Here is a 15,749-nt window from a genome sequence, read left to right as displayed (position 1 = left end):
GCGCGCATTCTCTCGTACTCACCACGACGCGGATGTGGACCGTTGCCGGGTCGACCCACGCCACACATGCCCGCCTTGCGCAACCAGCCATACGCCGTATGCCGGTTGACGCCGACTCTCCCGGCTACGTCACTGATCGTCCCCTCGGACCGCTCCAACTCCGCGAAGAACTGAGCTTTCAACTCCTCAAACGACACGATCCCCGCAACTCCCTGAAGTCAGGGTGTTGCGGGGATCGCTAGAACCCGCCCCGGGACGTGTCGGGGGCTTCGCGTGCGATGAGGCTTAGCGCGCCTCGAAGGTCAGGCAGTCGGCCGTGTCGAACGACGCGCCCACCTCGATGGCTGCTGCGGTGCAGAGCATCTCGTCGTTGAACGTGCAGTCCGTGCGGGTGCAGGCGCCCACGCCAGCGGGGCCTTCCTTGCCGCCCTTGGTGTCCGAGTCGACAAAGGTCGAGCAGTGGGCGTGGTCTCCCGACACGTTGATGGCGCCTGCGTGGCACCCGTTGTGGTTGAAGCCGCAGGTCTCGACCGAGCAGGACGAGACGATCGGCAGGCTGATCATGGTGGCCATGGTGTCCTCCTGGTTGTCATCGTGGATGTGCGATGGCTCAAGAATACGTCCAGAAATGTCGGATGTCACCTTTTCAAATAAAGACACACGGCAGTTTCCAAAGGAATAAAGAAACGTCATTGTGCCGCAAAGGTGAGCCTTACATGACGGCTACCAGGGCTTTCGCTTGGGGGGATCGCGAATATGCGTCAGATCCGTCCGCATTCTTAGGTTAGCCTCACTCGCCATTCTCGACCTGCCGTCCACCGGTGCCCACCGAGTGGTCCTACCCCAGGTGAGGGCCGTGCGGAGCCCAGCGACCGCATCGGCCCTGATGGGGGTGGGAACAAACCATGGGCAGGGGGTGTCTTTCAGGTGAGCGCACGTGGCGCCCGGCAAACCCCTCAGCGGCCGGGCGCCACGTGTGTTCCTCACCGTGAAGCCGCATAGGCTGAGGGGAACCCTCCTGAAAGGAGCGCCTCATGACTGAACGCATCGTCAAGACGGACGCCCAGTGGCGCGCGGAGCTCACGGACGAGGAGTTCCACGTCCTGCGCGAGGCAGGCACCGAGCGTCCCTGGACCGGCGAGCTGCTTGACAACAAGCGCGACGGTGTCTACCGCTGTCGCGCCTGCGGCGCCGAGTTGTTCCGCTCGGACACCAAGTTCGACTCGCACTGCGGCTGGCCATCGTTCTTCACTGCCGAGAACGAGGCCGTCACCCTGTCTGAGGACGTCTCGCTCGGGATGGTCCGCACAGAGGTCCGATGCGCCACGTGCGACTCGCACCTGGGTCACGTGTTCGCGGACGCGCCTCAGACGCCCACCGGCGACCGGTTCTGCATCAACTCCGTGTCGCTCACGTTCGAGGACCAGGCCCAGGCGGCGGCGAGCGAGGCCGCCGGCGAGCGTGGCGAGCGACTGCCGTACGACGCGGGGCGGGGGTTCCTCGATCCGCAGCCCAACCACTACACCGGCCAGCCTGGGAACCCGTGATGGCCGAGCCGCGCTTTCGCCGCCCCGCCATGCTCGACATGGACGAGGCCGACCAACTCGAGGGTGACATTGACCCCGCCGACCGTGGGCTTATCGCGCACGAGACCGCACTCGCGCTCGTGTCGCAGGCCCGTGAAGCGTCCGACCCCGAACTGACCGCGCGCCTCGTGCGCCTGGTCGACGAAGAGGGCATCGACACCGTCGCGATGATGTGGTCCAAGGCCGGCTCGCACACGTTGCCGGGCGCGCTGTGGCGCATCTACATGCTGCGCGAGTGGGTCAAGCACGACGCGTCCTCAGTGGCGCAGTCGTACCACCAGGGCGTCCATGCGGCCCATGTGCGCCATGCGATCGCCGGAGTCGAGGACCCTCCCGGTCCCGACGAGGTGCGCTCGCTCGCCGACGCGGTGCTGTCGGGCGTGTTCGCGGGCGATCTTGCGGTGGCGCTTGAGCGTGCCGGCGCGTTCTGCCGGGTGGTGGCGACGGGGGCGGCCTACGAAGCCGAGCGTGACGACGGCCACAACGACCGTCGCGCCCACGAGACGTCCTTGCGGGCCGCGCAGTTGCTGCGCACCGGCGAGGACCTCGAGCGCTGCGCCGCGATGTGGCGAGAGGGCCGCCTCGACTAACCCCCGTCAAATGGATCCATTTTCCTCGTCTAACTGGGTCACCTACCCGTCAAATGGATCCATTTTCCTCGTGAGTGGCCGCCCCCTCGCCTGTCAAATGGATCCATTTGGCTTGTGAGGGGTGGAGTTGAGGGAGTGCGCGAGAGGCGTACAGTGGGGTAAGGCATCGGACTGCGGTAGCCCCGGGCTCCAACATCAGCCGCCACGAGCGGCCTTCGCGCCGACTGGCGCTCCCAGTCCGATGTCTTTTTCTTGCCCCGACATACGCCCGATGTGCGTGCTGGCCGCGCACGAGTGTCACCGCGGGTATCTGGCTCGCTTTCGCAGCGCGGATCCTGTTCTGACGGGTATCAACCGCACGGGGCTCGCGTTACGGGTGGACCTGCAGCAGGTGGGTCTCAATCGCGGTGACGCGCGGGCCCGACTCTGTGTCGAGCACGTGTGCGATCAGCACGCCGCCGGCCGGTAGGTAGGGGTTCTTGCGGGGCAGCGCGCCATGCGTGTACGGCCGCGTGGCCGCCCTCAGCATCTCGACGATCGTGGGCAGCGTGGGCCTGTGCGCACAGACCACTTGTGGCGTCTGCCGACCCAGCAGTCCCACAAAGGTCTCGGCCGTGGCGAGCGGGTCGTCGGCGTGCGCCGGCTCCGACAGTGCGGGGTAGCGGTTGACCTTGAGCCCCGCCGCCTCAGCGAAGGGTTCGACCGTCGTGGTGCACCGCACGGCGGGCGACGAGGCCACGCGGCGTGCGCCAAAGGCGGCGAAGAGTGGCACCAGCTGCTCGGCCCGCTTGGCGCCCGCGGCGGTGATGGGGCGCTTCAGGTCCGGGCCGTCCCACGCCTTGCGGCGCTTGGCGCGGGCGTGGCGCACCAGCACAAACGCGCGGGTCTCGAGCCGCCCGGCTTCGTGAGCCTGGACCAGCGCCTCGAGGGGACGCAGGTCGTCACGGAACGTGATGCGCTTGCGCGCCTGCTCGACCGTGAGCCACTTCTTGGTGTCGATCTCGTGCTTAGAAGCGTCCTTGACCTTGGGGCGTGCCTTGACGGCCGCGGCTGCGCTGGGAGCGACCTGCGCAGCCCAGTACTTCACCACCTTGGTCTTGCCTCCCACGGGGTAGCGCAGGGTCGGCAGTGGCTGGCCAAGGATCACCTGCTTGCCGGTCTCCTCGGCGACCTCGCGAATGGCGCAGGCGGGCAGCGTCTCGCCCTTGTTGAGCTTGCCCTTGGGCCACGACCAGTCGTCGTAGCGGGGGCGATGGACTGCGAGAACCTCCAGCGACCCGTCGCGGAGGCGCCAGATGAGGGCGCCTGCCGCGATCACGGTGCCTGGTGGGTAGCGCCTCACTTGCGCTTGGCCCTCCGCTTGGGCTGGCGCTTGATGTACGTGGATTGGACGTCCTTGAGGCGGTTGCCCTCAGCGTCCTCGGTCTCGCGGGTCCACACGCCGTCGGAGTCGAGCTCCCAGGCGATGTACTCGTCGGACATCGCCATCGCGATGTTGTCGAGCAGGAACGCCTTCTGGTGGGGCGCCGCGATCGAGATCAGCGTCTCGATGCGCCGGTCGAGGTTGCGGTGCATGAGGTCGGCCGAGCCGATGAAGATCTCGGGCTCCCCGCCGCCCCCGAAGGCGTAGACACGCGAGTGTTCGAGGAACCGTCCCAGCACCGAGCGCACGCGGATGTTCTCGCTCAGCCCGGGCACTCCGGGGCGCAGCGCGCAGATGCCGCGCACCACCAGGTCGACCTTCACGCCGGCCTGCGAGGCGCGGTACAGCGCGTCGATGGTCTTCTCGTCCACCACGGAGTTGACCTTGATGCGCACCCAGGCCTCCTCGCCCTCGAGGGCGCGCTCCGCCTCGGCGTTGATGCGCTCGATCAGCCCCATCCGCACGCCCGTGGGGGCCACGATCAGGCGCCGGAAGCGCGCCTTCGGGGCGTAACCCGAGAGCTGGTTGAACAGCTTGGTGAGGTCGGCGCCCACCGCATCGTCCCTGGTGAGGAGTCCGTAGTCCTCGTAGAGTCGCGCGGTCTTGGGGTGATAGTTGCCGGTGCCTACGTGGCAGTAACGCACCAGGCCCTCGTCCTCTTGGCGCACTACGAGCGAGAGCTTGCAGTGCGTCTTGAGGCCCACCAGGCCGTACACGACGTGCACGCCCGCCTTCTCGAGCTTGCGCGCCCACGAGATGTTCTGCTGCTCGTCGAATCGCGCCTTGATTTCGACCAGCGCGAGCACCTGCTTGCCGTTGCGCGCGGCCTCGATGAGGGCGTCGACGATGGGGCTGTCGCCCGAGGTGCGGTACAGCGTCTGCTTGATGGCGAGCACCTTGGGGTCCACCGCGGCCTGCGCGAGGAACGCCTGCACGGACGTCGAGAACGAGTCGTAGGGGTGGTGCAGCAGGATGTCGCCGCGGCGCACCGCGACAAACACGTTCTGCTCCTCGGCGGTCTCGACCGGCGCGAGCTGGTGGTGAGTCGTGGGCCTAAAGGCAGGGAACTGCAGACGCGGCCGGTCGAGGTCCGCGATCACGTTCAGTCCCGTGAGGTCCAGCGGCGCGGGCAGGTGGAACACATCGTGCTCCGTCACGCCCAACTCGCGCACCAGCAGGTCGCGAATGTGGGGCGGTAGGTCCTGCGCGACCTCGAGGCGCACCGCGGGGCCAAAGCGCCGGCGCAGCAACTCGCGCTCCATGGCCTTGAGCAAGTTCTCGGCGTCGTCCTCTTCGACCTCGACGTCCTCGTTGCGGGTGACGCGGAACGTGTAGCTGTCGAGCACCTCCATGCCGGGGAACAGGTAGTCGAGGTGCTCGGCGATGACGTCCTCGAGCGGCACAAAGCTGCGCGGCTCATCGGACAGGGCCGATGCATCGGTCACCTGGGCGGCGTGCCCCGCCGAGTCGACGGACAAGAAGCGGGGAAGGGTCTCGGGGACCTTCACCCTGGCAAAGAACTGCTTGCCGGAGTCGGGGTCGCGAAGCTCGACGGCGAGATTGAGCGACAGGCCGGAGATGTACGGGAAGGGGTGGGCCGGGTCGACGGCCAGCGGCGTCAGCACGGGGAAGATGTCCGAGCGGTACAGCTTGCGCAGGCGCTCGCGCTCGGTCTCTTCGAGGTCGGTGATGCGCACCAGGTGGATGCCTTCGGCCTGGAGCTCGGGCATCACGTGGTCCTCGAACACGTCCGCGTGGCGGTCCATCAGTTGGTGGGCGCGCTCGGTGAGAGCCTCCACCAGGCGGGTGGGGCTCATGCCCGTCGCTGACGGCACGGCGAAGCCCGCGGCAATACGGCGCTTGAGGCCCGCCACGCGCACCATGAAGAACTCGTCGAGGTTGGAGGCGAAGATCGCGAGGAACCGTGCGCGCTCGAGTAGCGGCGTCTCAGGGTCCTCTGCGAGTTCGAGCACGCGCTCGTTGAACGCGAGCCACGACAACTCGCGGTCCAGGTAGCGGTCGGCGGGCAGCGGCTCGCCCAGGAGGTGCTCGTCCTCGTCGTGGTGGTCGTCGTGCAGGGGCGTCTCCGCGGTGAGCGTCGACTCGATCACGGTGGTGGACGGCGCGACGGCCTCGCGCTCGGGCAGCGGCGCGGGCGCCGACGGGTCAATCACGTCAGACTCGGGCGCGCTGTCGGTACGGGTTCCATCCTGCATGAGCCCATCGTGGCATGCCCTTTCCCGACCGGCCAGCCCCAGGGTCCTGCCATGGTCGCGCCCCGCAGGGCGCGCCAGGTTGGAACCCGGCCCGCGCATCGGCTAGGAATGAAGGCAGGCGGACGACGAGGGCCACTCGACCCTGCGCACGACCCGCACCTGTAGCGGAAGGAGGGGTCATGAGCGCGACCCCGGCCATCGAGGTGGACCACCTCACCAAGACCTTCGGTGCCTTTACGGCCGTCGACGACGTCAGTTTTGCCATCCAGCCGGGGGAGATTTTTGGCTTCCTTGGCCCCAACGGCGCGGGAAAGTCCACGACGATCCGCTCGATCCTGGACCTCATCAGGCCCACGTCGGGGGCGTGTCGGGTGCTGGGTCTTGATAGCCGGCGCGACGCCGTGGACATCCACCGGCGCATCGGCTTTTTGCCGGCGGACCTCGCGCTCTACCCCAACCTCACCGGGCGCCAAACGATCGAGTACCTCGCCAACCTGCGCGGCGGCGTGCAGTGGTCGCGGGTCAACGAGCTCACCGAGCGGCTCGATGCGGACCTGTCCAAAAAGGTGGGGGAGTATTCGTCGGGCAACCGCCAGAAGCTCGGCATTGTCCAGGCGTTCATGCACTCGCCAGAGGTGGTGATCCTCGACGAGCCCATCACCGGGCTGGACCCGCTCGTGCAACTCGAGTTCCACACGCTACTGAGGGAGATGGCCGATGCGGGGGGCACCGTCTTCTTGTCCTCTCACACCATCAGTGAGGTCGAGCGGGTGGCGGACAGGGTCGCGTTTATCCGTCGCGGGCACCTCATCGCGGTCGAGCAGATGAGTGAGCTGCACGACAAGGCGCTGCGACGCATCACCTTGGAGTTCGCATCGCCCGTGGCGGCCGCGGCCTTCGACGGTGTCGAGGGGGTGCACTCGGTGAGTGCCGACGGTCCCACGGTGACCGCGCAGTTCGAGGGCTCCATGGCGCCGCTGCTGACGGTCGCGACTGCGCATGACGTGCTGTCGGTGTCCTCGGCCAGCGTCGACCTCGACGAGATCTTCCTCGAGTTTTATCGCGACGAGGTGGTGGCGGCCGGAGGCGACCCCGGCGACGTCCCGGGCGACGTCCCGGGCGATGACCCGGACACGGACGCGACTGCCGTCGACGGTCGCGCGTGATGCTGCGCTCCGTCTACCTCAAGAGTCTGCGGGACAGGTGGCTGGGTGCCGCGCTGGGCGTGCTCGCGCTGTTCGCTGTCGCGTGGATGGGTATCTGGGCGTTCGCAGGCATGGGCGACGACGCGGTCGAGTTCATCGACGCCATGCCGCCGGCCTACCTGTCGCTTACTGGACTGACCTCGGACGGCGGCGTGGTCGGCATGATGATGTCGAACATGTTCACCTTCATGGGGCCGTTCGTGATCGCGGGGCTCGGGGTGTCGATGGGTGCCTCCGCGATTGCCGCAGAGGAATCCGCGGGCACCATGAACATCCTGGGCTCGATGCCGCGCTCGCGGTCCCGGCTGCTGGCGTCGAAGGCTCTCGCGGTCGTGACGGTGGTGCTGGTCGCTGGGGTGGCCGCCTCGCTGTCATATGTGTTCGCGGCCTGGCTGTCGGGGGAGTCCACGGCCGGTGTTGACCTCGTGGCCGCGACGGTGCACATGCTCGCGGTGTGTCTGCTGTTCGCTGCGGTCGCGCTGACCGTGGGCGCGTGGACGGGCAGCCGCTCCCTCGCGTCTGGGGTGGGCGTCGGGCTCATCGCGCTGTCGTACTTCGCCGACGGCATCTTGCCCCTGGTGGACGGATTCGAGGACTGGGCCAAGGCCTCGCCTTGGTCCTGGATCGACGGCACGCAGCCCCTCGCGTCCGGGGTGGACTGGACGCCCGTCCTGGTCCTCGTGGGGGTGAGCGCCGCCGTGGCGGCGCTGGGCTGGTGGGGACTGTCGCGCCGCGACCTGGGAGCAGGGCTAGCCAAAGCGCCGATGCTCGAGCGGCTACGCGAGGACCCTCGCCTGGGCAAGGTGGTGGCCGTCCTCGCCGGGCGCGGGTCCACGCGAGGGATCGCAACGCGTGCGCTGACCGACCTGCGGCCGATTCTGTTGGTCGCGTGCGGGTTCGCCGCGATGCAGGCGCTCGTGCTGGGCTTCTTGTTCAACGCCGTGAGCGAGGACCTTGGCCCCGTCGTCGAGTCCATGCCGGATTCGATCCTCGCGATGGTGGGGTTCGCCGACTTCTCGACCCCCGAGGGCTGGTACTACGGCGAGTGCCTGTCCATCGTCGGGCCGGTCGTGGTGGCCATCGTTGCTATCAACGCGGGAGCCGCTCTCGCGCGTGAGGAGCGCGATCGCACCGCGAGCCTGCTGCTGTCGCTGCCCGTGTCGCGCGTGGCCGTCGCCTCGCGCAAGGCTCTCGCCATCGTCACCGGTTCGCTGGTGGCGGGGCTCGCGATCTCGGCGGCGATCATGGCCGGCAACGCGCTTGCCGGGCTGGGCATGGACCCCGGCCATATTCTCGCGGCGGGTGTGCTGCTCGCCGGCCTGGGGCTGGTGCTGGGAGGGGCCGCGTTCTTTGCGGGCGCGCTGACGGGACGCCACTCGGTAGCGGTGGGAGTGGGCACGGGTCTCGCCGTCGTCGGGTGGGGCGTCAATGCGTTTGTGCCGGTGAACCCCGACCTTGCCGACTGGGCGCGGCTGTCGCCGTTTTGGTACGTCGCGGAGGGTAACCCCCTCGTCGTGGGCATGACCTGGTGGCAGCTGGGGGTGCTGGTGGGCGTGGGTGCGGCGTTGATGGTCGCCGGGGTGCTGGTCTACCGGGCGCGCGACCTCAAGGGCTAGGCGGGCACGCGCGGCGGCTCCCGTTTACCCTGGGGCGATGGTGCAACGGGCCTGGTATCGACTCCCGCCGGTGCTGCGTGCCTTGCTGCCGGGACTGGTCATCGCAGGAGTAGGCCTGTGGTGGTTCATCGAGATCCTCGACGAGGTGATCGAACGTGACACCTTCGAGGCCATCGATCAGCCGCTGCTCGAGTGGTTCGCGAGCCATCGTGTGCCGTGGGTGACAACCGTGATGACGGCCGTCACCACGGTGTTCGGGCCCGTGGTGCTGCCCGTCCTCGTGGCAGTCGGCTGCGTTGTCTGGTGGCGGCGATCGGGGGGCACGGGGCAGCGCTCGTGGCGCGACCCGCTGCTGCTCATGGGTGCCATGGTCGTCTCGACCCTGTTCTCCGTGACGGTGAAGGCCACAGTCGCCAGGCCCAGGCCGGCCGACGAGTTCCAGGCGGTGCCGGGAGTGGAGCATTCGTTCTCCTTCCCCTCGGGCCACTCGACGGGCACGGCCACGCTCGCGCTCGTGGTCGCGTACCTGCTGTGGCGGCGTCACCGCGGGTGGCGCACGGGCCTGATGTGGGCGCTCGTGTCCGTGGCACTCATCGGCCTCGTGGCGCTCACCCGCATGTATCTGGGCTATCACTTCTTGTCCGACGTGCTCGCTGGCGCGTGCGTGGGCCTGTTCACGCTGGGGCTCGTGGTCGCCGCTGACCGGCTGTTGGACCTTCGTCGGTCACGGAGGTCCGACGGTGGGCATACGGTGGAGCGGTGACCGACGCTTACGCCTCCCTGACCGACTTCATCGCCATCCCCCGTCTGGAGGGCCTTGCCCTGTCGCCAGACGGCGCGCGGGCCGTGCTGACGGTCGCCACCCTGTCCGCCGACGCCACCACCTACGAGCGCTCCCTGTGGGAGGTCGCGACGGACGGCGAGGGGGTGCCTCGTCGCCTCACGCGCTCCGCCAAGGGCGAGGCGGGGGCAGCCTTCGCGTCCACGGGCGACCTGCTGTTCACCTCCGGCCGGCCCGACTCCGGTGACGAGGACGAGGCCTCGCAGCTATGGCTGCTGTCCGCAGCCGGTGGGGAGGCCCGATGCGTCACTCGCCTGGCGGGCGGCGCTGGGGGGCTCGCTGCCGTCGCCGCTGACGCACCCGTCGCGATCCTCGGCACCGACCTCATGCCCTCGGCGTCCTCGCTCGAGGACGACGCACGCATCCGCGCCGAGCGCAAAAAGCGCAAGGTCAACGCGATCCTGCACTCGTCCTACCCGATCCGGCACTGGGATCACGACCTCGGGCCCGCCGTCCCGCACCTGCTGGCCGTGGACCTGGGTGACCTGAGCCCCGAGCAGGCCACCGCATCGGCCCCACGCCCGGAGGGTGAAGACTCCACGCCGAACGCGACCCAGCCGTACCCCGCCACGCTGCCGCGGCCGCGCACCCTCACCCCGCAGGCCGCCCGTGCGGCACGGTCCTATGAAGCGGCGATCACGCCCGATGGCCGCACCGTCATCACCACCGAAGAGGTGCCCGTGGGGCGTTCGGCGCGCACCAGGCTGGTGTCGATCGACGTCGCCACTGGTGAGCACACGGTGCTGTTCGACGAGGAAGGGTTCGACTACGTGGGCCCCGCGATCAGCCCCGATGGCGCCACCCTCGCCTATGGCCGCGGCGCGCAACCCCACGCCGAGGGGCCGGTCGACCAGGAGATCTGGGTCGCGGCCATCGACGGTTCACAGCCGCGCGAGATTGTCGCCCACTGGGACCGCTGGTCCACCGGACTGCAGTTCTCCGCTGACGGCACCGCACTCATCACCGTTGCGGACGACGACGGCAACGCGCCCATCTTCCGCATCGACCTTGAGACCGACACCGTCACCGCCGTGACTACCGACGACGCGGCCTACTCGTGCGTCGCTGTCGACCGCAGCACCGGCGACCTGGTGGCCCTGCGCGCCACCATGCTCGAGCCCGCCCACCCGGTGCGCATTGCCGCCGACGGCACGCTCACGCGCCTGGCCACGCCCGCCCCCGCGCCGCAGGTGAAGGCAAACGTTGAGCGGGTCTCCACCACCGCTGCCGACGGCGCGCGAGTGCCGGGGTGGCTGCTCACCCCGCCCGGCGCATCGGCCGAATCTCCGGCCCCGCTGCTGCTGTGGATCCACGGTGGGCCGCTGAACTCGTGGAACGCCTGGTCGTGGCGCTGGGCGCCCGCGCTCGCGGTCGCTCGCGGCTACGCGGTGCTGCTGCCCGACCCCGCGCTGTCGACGGGGTACGGCCTCGAGTACATTGCGCGCGGCTGGGATGCGTGGGGCGAGGCGCCGTTCACCGACCTGATGTCGATCACCGATGCCGTCGTGGCTCGCGAGGACATCGACGCCGATCGCACGGCCGCGATGGGTGGGTCCTTTGGCGGCTACATGGCCAACTGGGTTGCCGGGCACACGGACCGCTTTGACGCGATCGTGACCCACGCAAGCCTGTGGTCGCTCGACCAGTTCTCGCCCACGACGGACCACGCCGACTACTGGCAGTCGATCTTCACGGCGCAGGGCGCGATCGACAACTCGCCCCACCAGTTCGTGCGCGACATCGTCTCGCCCATGCTCGTCATCCACGGCGACAAGGACTACCGCGTGCCGATCGGGGAGGGCCTGCGCCTGTGGGCCGAGCTCGCCGAGCACTGTGCCGCTGAGGACGGCACCATGCCTCACCGGTTCCTGTACTTCCCCGACGAAAACCACTGGATTCTCAAACCGCAGCACGCGATCGTCTGGTACGAGACGGTGTTCGCCTTCCTCGCCGAGCACGTGCTGGGCGAGACGCCGTCGCTGCCCGAGACCCTGGGGTAGGCGATGGGCGACTGGCGCGCCGCCATGGAGGGCGGCGACGGGAGCACACCGGGCATGCGCGCCCTGGCATGGGCCACGGCACTCGCAGGACTGCTGGTGGCAGGTGCCGTGCTGTGGTTCTTCACAGTCGGGGCGAACTACACGACCCCCGACGGCAGCCCCACGATGGCCGGCCTGGGCGTCGGTGCCGGACTGGCAGCCGCCGCCGTGCTGTCGGGGCTCGCGATCGCGCGCGGAGTGCGAGCAGGCAAACAATGGGCAGTGGCGACTGCGTCGGTGGCGCTCGCGATGGTCGGGCTGGGAACCCTCATGTGGGTGGTGCTGGTGATGATCGCGCCCTGATCGGGACGGTCTGCAGGGCAGTTATCCACAGCGGGCTTGCCCCGGCGTGACTGTGCGGCCATGCTTCACTCACACGAAGGGGGACCATGGACACCGACAACAGGGACGACTCGCCCGCAGGATCGAGCGACGAAGGCGCGCAGCCGGGGTTCGCCCCGCCGCCGCCCTCGGCCGCGCCGGGAGCGAAGGATCGAGGTGGGCAGTCGAGCGCCGAGTCGTTGAGCGCTGCGGAATCGAGCACCGTGCCGCCCATGCCGCCCATGCCGCCACCTGCTCGGCCTGCTCGGCCTGCGAGTGTCTCGCCCTTGCCTGACATTCGCACCACGCCCGACGAGCCCGTGCGGTCCGGGCCCGGGCTTGCGGTGTTCGTGTTGCTCGCCCTTGTGGGTCTGGGTGCCGCAGCGATCGGGCTTGCGTGGTGGCTGATCGACCGCAATATCTCGGACAGTGACTTCTCTTGGGGTGACGTGACCGACGGTTGGTTCGAGGACGATGCCGGGGAGCCCGCCGCGGACGACGAGCCCTTCCCACCGACGGACTTCGCGGCGGAGTACCCGCCCGAGATCTCCGATCCCAGCCTGTTAACTGCAGTACCAGGCGACACGTTCGAAGGCACCTGGGAGACGCTCGTCGCAGGGGAGGGCTTCGCGCCGGGCGTGTATGTAGCCGCCCACGCTGTCGCGGCCGATGGCGACGACGGCTACGGCTGCTACTGGCAGGTGCAGGAGCCAGGGAACCTCGTCGACGGAGCGTTCTACGCCTTTGGACAGACCATCGACGGCTCGGCGATGCTGATGGCGCCCCCGGGGTACGAGGTCACGACGACTGACCTGTGCGGCACCTGGGAGGCGATCGATCCCGCCGAGGCCTTCGTGGGGGCGACCGCTACCGAGATGATCGCGGGCACCTACGCCGTGGGCCGCGACATCGTTGCGGGAACCTACTTGCTGCCTCCCGCATCGGATCAAGCAGTGTGTTCTGTGGAGTGGATCGATCACTATGGTTTCCAGGGCGGGACCATTCTCGGCAACTATGACTACTCGCGGGGCGGCACGATGCCGGTGACACTCGCCGTGGGCGACATCGCGACCATTCATGGCTGCGAGGAGCCGGTCGAGCGGGTCGACCTCGATGAGCTCTACGCCCAGGATCGCGGCGACACCACCGTCGGCGAAGGTGACTGGCTCGTCGGCGTCGACGTGAAGGCGGGCGAGTACACGGGACCCGAGGACTGGGAATCGGCCGACTACTGCGTGGCGTCGGTCTTCGCTGACCACACCAAGTGGGACTCGGGTGACCCGGTGTCGGAGGCCTACTACGACTCGTATGAGTCGGGCGGCACCGTGATGGCGCAGCCCGGTCAACTGTTGGACGTTGCGGGCTGCGACGGCTGGACCTGGATCGGCCCAGTCCGATAGGTGACGACGTGCGATAGGTGACGTGGTGCGGCAGCCGCACGCGCATCGGCCCTCCCCCTCTTCCGTCAAATGGATCCATTTGACTCGCGAAGGAGGAGGGCCGATGCGGTTCCCCCAGCGTTAGTCGGAGTCGGCCTTGCCGGATTCGAGTCCGTCGCGAATGGCGCTCATGACGGAGGAGTCCGCGAGCGTGGTGACGTCACCGACGGGCCGGTGCTCGGCGACATCGCGCAGCAGGCGGCGCATGATCTTGCCAGAGCGGGTCTTGGGGACCTCGGTCACCACCAGGATGGTGCGGGGCTTGGCGAGCGGGCCGATCTCCTTGGCAACCTGCTCGCGCAGGGCCACGGCGACCTCGTGGCCCGACGCCGTCGCGCCGCCGCCATCGGACTTGACCACGACGAAGGCCACGACAGCCTGGCCGGTGGTCTCGTCGCTGGCGCCCACGACTGCCGCTTCCGCGACCCACGGGTGAGACACGAGGGCGTGCTCAAGCTCGGTGGTGGACAGGCGGTGTCCGGAGACGTTCATGACGTCGTCGACACGGCCCATGAGCCAGATGTCGCCGTCGTCGTCGTGCTTGGCGCCGTCTCCCGCAAAGTACATGCCGGGGAAGCGGCTCCAGTAGGTCTCCTTGAAGCGCTCGGGGTCGCCCCAGATGCCGCGCAGCATGCTCGGCCACGGCTTGGTGATGGTGAGGTAGCCGCCTCCTCCGGGGCCTACCTCGCGCGCGTCGTCGTCGACCACGGCTGCGGAAATGCCGGGGAGTGCCACCTGAGCGGAGCCCGGCTTGGTGGCCGTCACCCCTGGTAGCGGGGAGATCATGATCGCGCCGGTCTCGGTCTGCCACCAGGTGTCCACGATGGGGCAGCGGTCGCCGCCAATCACGCGGCGGTACCACATCCAGGCCTCGGGGTTGATGGGTTCACCCACGGATCCCAGCAGGCGCAGCGAGCTCAGGTCGTACTTGGCGGGGATCGCCTCGCCCCACTTCATGAAGGTGCGGATCGCGGTGGGTGCGGTGTAGAAGATCGACACCTTGTACTTCTCGATGATCTCCCACCAGCGGCCCTCATGCGGGGCGTTGGGGACGCCTTCGTAGAGCACTTGGGTGGCGCCGTTGATCATGGGCCCGTAGACGATGTAGCTGTGGCCGGTGATCCAGCCCACGTCCGCCGAGCACCAGTACACGTCCGTCTCGGGCTTGAGGTCAAAGACCACGCGGTGCGTGTACGAGGCGCCCGTGAGGTAGCCGCCGGTCGTGTGATAGAGCCCCTTGGGCTTACCCGTGGTGCCCGAGGTGTACAGGATGAACAGCGGGTGCTCCGCCTCCACCATCACGGGCGTGTGCTCGTCGGAGGCGGAGTCGACCACGTCGTGCCACCACAGGTCGCGGCCCTCGGTCCAGGCGGTCTCCTGGCCCGTGCGGCGAACAACCAGGACGTTCTCGACGGTCGATGCGGGTTCCGGGTTGCTCTCCGACGGCGCGAGGGCGGCGTCCACCAGGGGCTTGAGCGCGAGGTGTGCACCGCGGCGGTTGCCGCCGTCAGCGGTGATGACGAGCGAGGCCTCGGCATCGTCGATGCGCTGGCGCAGGCTCTCAGCGGAGAAGCCGCCGAACACCACAGAGTGGATAGCGCCGATGCGCGCACACGCGAGCATCGAGATGACAGCTTCGGGGATCTGGGGCAGGTAGATGGCGACCCGGTCGCCCTTATGGATACCGAGCGAGGTCAGGGCGTTGGCGGCCTTGGAGACCTCGCGCTGCATGTCCGCGTACGTCAGGGTGCGGGTGTCGCCTGGCTCGCCCTCGAAGTGGAAGGCCACGCGGTCGCCGCGGCCCTCACGCACGTGGCGGTCGACGGCGTTGTCGCAAGCGTTGAGCGTGCCGTCCCAGAACCACTTGGCGACGGGCGCGCCGGACCAATCGAGGACCTGCGTGAAGGGGGTAGCCCAGGAGAGGCTTTCGGCCTGCTCGCGCCAGAAGGCGAGGCGGTTCTCCGAGGCCTGGGTATAGAGGTCTGCCTGGGCGTTTGCCTGGGCGGCAAACTCCGGCGACGGAGGGAAGGACCGCAGCTCGTGGTGCAGGTTCTCAAGGGTTCGGGACTGTGTCTGGACGTCATTGACCATAAGCGTCAGGCTAGTGGGACTTTGGTCCTAGGCCAACGGTTTGTAAGGGTGCCTGGTAAAGAGCGAAATGCGCCATCCGCCCTCGCCCCGGTCCCCGCCTCATCCCCACCCCACCCCCGTCAAATGGATCCATTTGACGGGGGTGAGGCGCCAGCGACACCAACCAAATGGATCCATTTTCATCGTCAGAGGGGTGGATCGGAGTGAGAGCATGGGCGCATGAGCAGCGACAAGAGCCAAGGCGAGCAGCCCATCCCCGGAGCGACCGACCCCGAGGACACGCACCCCGCGACGGAGGAGGCGACGCCCCAGCCCGTGCCGCACGGCGACGGCGAGCCCCGCGAGACCGACAACCAGGAGCGCCCCACCGACTCCTAACCCC

Annotated in this window: 12 protein-coding genes and 1 pseudogene; 9 read left to right on the top strand and 4 right to left on the bottom strand. The window is 68.5% G+C overall.

The features are described 5' to 3' along the window. Nucleotides 1–285 precede the first annotated feature (285 nt). A complete protein-coding gene (locus tag ACK5NO_RS04835) occupies nucleotides 286–573 on the bottom strand; it encodes a DUF1540 domain-containing protein (protein WP_416811539.1) in 288 nt (95 codons plus the stop codon). Between the two features lie 461 nt (nucleotides 574–1,034). Here ACK5NO_RS04835 and msrB point away from each other — a divergent pair. Both msrB and ACK5NO_RS04825 read left to right on the top strand, forming a co-directional pair. Then, a pseudogene (gene msrB, locus ACK5NO_RS04830) lies at nucleotides 1,035–1,424 on the top strand (peptide-methionine (R)-S-oxide reductase MsrB); the annotation flags it as partial. A 122-nt stretch (nucleotides 1,425–1,546) separates the two neighbouring features. Continuing rightward, nucleotides 1,547–2,176: a hypothetical protein gene (locus ACK5NO_RS04825; protein WP_416811538.1), complete on the top strand. Its 630-nt coding sequence runs from the start codon at nucleotides 1,547–1,549 to the stop codon at nucleotides 2,174–2,176. Nucleotides 2,177–2,546: 370 nt separating this feature from the next. Here the strand turns inward: ACK5NO_RS04825 and ACK5NO_RS04820 are convergent, their stop codons facing one another. Then, entirely contained in the window at nucleotides 2,547–3,494 is a 948-nt protein-coding gene (locus ACK5NO_RS04820) for an NUDIX hydrolase (RefSeq protein ID WP_416811537.1), read from the bottom strand. Nucleotides 3,495–3,514: 20 nt separating this feature from the next. Next, nucleotides 3,515–5,815, bottom strand: a complete 2,301-nt coding sequence (locus ACK5NO_RS04815; RefSeq protein WP_416811536.1) for an RNA degradosome polyphosphate kinase — start codon at nucleotides 5,813–5,815, stop codon at nucleotides 3,515–3,517. Between the two features lie 179 nt (nucleotides 5,816–5,994). On the opposite strand from ACK5NO_RS04815, the gene ACK5NO_RS04810 reads away from it, so the two are divergent. From ACK5NO_RS04810 to ACK5NO_RS04785, 6 genes are all read left to right on the top strand, one after another. Continuing rightward, nucleotides 5,995–6,981 carry an ABC transporter ATP-binding protein gene (locus ACK5NO_RS04810; protein ID WP_416811535.1) on the top strand — a complete coding sequence of 329 codons (987 nt, stop codon included), beginning with the start codon at nucleotides 5,995–5,997 and terminating at the stop codon, nucleotides 6,979–6,981. Beyond that, nucleotides 6,981–8,636 carry an ABC transporter permease subunit gene (locus ACK5NO_RS04805; RefSeq protein WP_416811534.1) on the top strand — a complete coding sequence of 552 codons (1,656 nt, stop codon included), beginning with the start codon at nucleotides 6,981–6,983 and terminating at the stop codon, nucleotides 8,634–8,636. The genes ACK5NO_RS04810 and ACK5NO_RS04805 overlap by 1 nt, the downstream gene beginning before the upstream one ends. Before the next feature lie 37 nt (nucleotides 8,637–8,673). Next, on the top strand, nucleotides 8,674–9,399 hold the full coding sequence (locus tag ACK5NO_RS04800; protein WP_416811533.1) for a phosphatase PAP2 family protein: 726 nt from the start codon (nucleotides 8,674–8,676) through the stop codon (nucleotides 9,397–9,399). Further along, nucleotides 9,396–11,477, top strand: a complete 2,082-nt coding sequence (locus tag ACK5NO_RS04795; protein WP_416811532.1) for an alpha/beta fold hydrolase — start codon at nucleotides 9,396–9,398, stop codon at nucleotides 11,475–11,477. Before ACK5NO_RS04800 ends, ACK5NO_RS04795 begins: the two co-directional genes overlap by 4 nt. 3 nt (nucleotides 11,478–11,480) lie before the next feature. After that, nucleotides 11,481–11,819, top strand: coding sequence for a hypothetical protein (locus tag ACK5NO_RS04790; protein WP_416811531.1), 339 nt, complete (start codon nucleotides 11,481–11,483; stop codon nucleotides 11,817–11,819). Between the two features lie 86 nt (nucleotides 11,820–11,905). Next, nucleotides 11,906–13,237 carry a hypothetical protein gene (locus ACK5NO_RS04785; RefSeq protein WP_416811530.1) on the top strand — a complete coding sequence of 444 codons (1,332 nt, stop codon included), beginning with the start codon at nucleotides 11,906–11,908 and terminating at the stop codon, nucleotides 13,235–13,237. Between the two features lie 120 nt (nucleotides 13,238–13,357). Here ACK5NO_RS04785 and acs read toward each other — a convergent pair whose 3' ends face one another. Then, nucleotides 13,358–15,367 (bottom strand): acetate--CoA ligase, encoded by a 2,010-nt coding sequence (acs, locus tag ACK5NO_RS04780; RefSeq protein ID WP_416811529.1) that lies wholly within the window; start codon nucleotides 15,365–15,367, stop codon nucleotides 13,358–13,360. Between the two features lie 219 nt (nucleotides 15,368–15,586). Here acs and ACK5NO_RS04775 point away from each other — a divergent pair, with 219 nt between their 5' ends. Continuing rightward, nucleotides 15,587–15,745, top strand: coding sequence for a hypothetical protein (locus ACK5NO_RS04775; RefSeq protein ID WP_416811528.1), 159 nt, complete (start codon nucleotides 15,587–15,589; stop codon nucleotides 15,743–15,745). The last annotated feature ends 4 nt before the right edge of the window (nucleotides 15,746–15,749 follow it).

This window comes from Demequina sp. (genome assembly GCF_047975725.1).
In the GTDB taxonomy this organism is placed as follows: domain Bacteria; phylum Actinomycetota; class Actinomycetes; order Actinomycetales; family Demequinaceae; genus Demequina.
This window is presented reverse-complemented; position numbering and strand designations above follow the sequence as displayed.

Excerpts from the sequence above, each read along its gene's own strand:
- ACK5NO_RS04810 (WP_416811535.1), top strand. The coding sequence starts at position 5,995 with ATGAGCGCGACCCCGGCCATCGAGGTGGACCACCTCACCAAGACCTTC.
- ACK5NO_RS04800 (WP_416811533.1), top strand. The coding sequence starts at position 8,674 with ATGGTGCAACGGGCCTGGTATCGACTCCCGCCGGTGCTGCGTGCCTTG.
- ACK5NO_RS04835 (WP_416811539.1), bottom strand. The coding sequence starts at position 573 with ATGGCCACCATGATCAGCCTGCCGATCGTCTCGTCCTGCTCGGTCGAG.
- ACK5NO_RS04785 (WP_416811530.1), top strand. The coding sequence starts at position 11,906 with ATGGACACCGACAACAGGGACGACTCGCCCGCAGGATCGAGCGACGAA.
- ACK5NO_RS04790 (WP_416811531.1), top strand. The coding sequence starts at position 11,481 with ATGGGCGACTGGCGCGCCGCCATGGAGGGCGGCGACGGGAGCACACCG.
- ACK5NO_RS04775 (WP_416811528.1), top strand. The coding sequence starts at position 15,587 with ATGAGCAGCGACAAGAGCCAAGGCGAGCAGCCCATCCCCGGAGCGACC.
- ACK5NO_RS04805 (WP_416811534.1), top strand. The coding sequence starts at position 6,981 with ATGCTGCGCTCCGTCTACCTCAAGAGTCTGCGGGACAGGTGGCTGGGT.
- acs (WP_416811529.1), bottom strand. The coding sequence starts at position 15,367 with ATGGTCAATGACGTCCAGACACAGTCCCGAACCCTTGAGAACCTGCAC.
- ACK5NO_RS04815 (WP_416811536.1), bottom strand. The coding sequence starts at position 5,815 with ATGCAGGATGGAACCCGTACCGACAGCGCGCCCGAGTCTGACGTGATT.
- ACK5NO_RS04825 (WP_416811538.1), top strand. The coding sequence starts at position 1,547 with ATGGCCGAGCCGCGCTTTCGCCGCCCCGCCATGCTCGACATGGACGAG.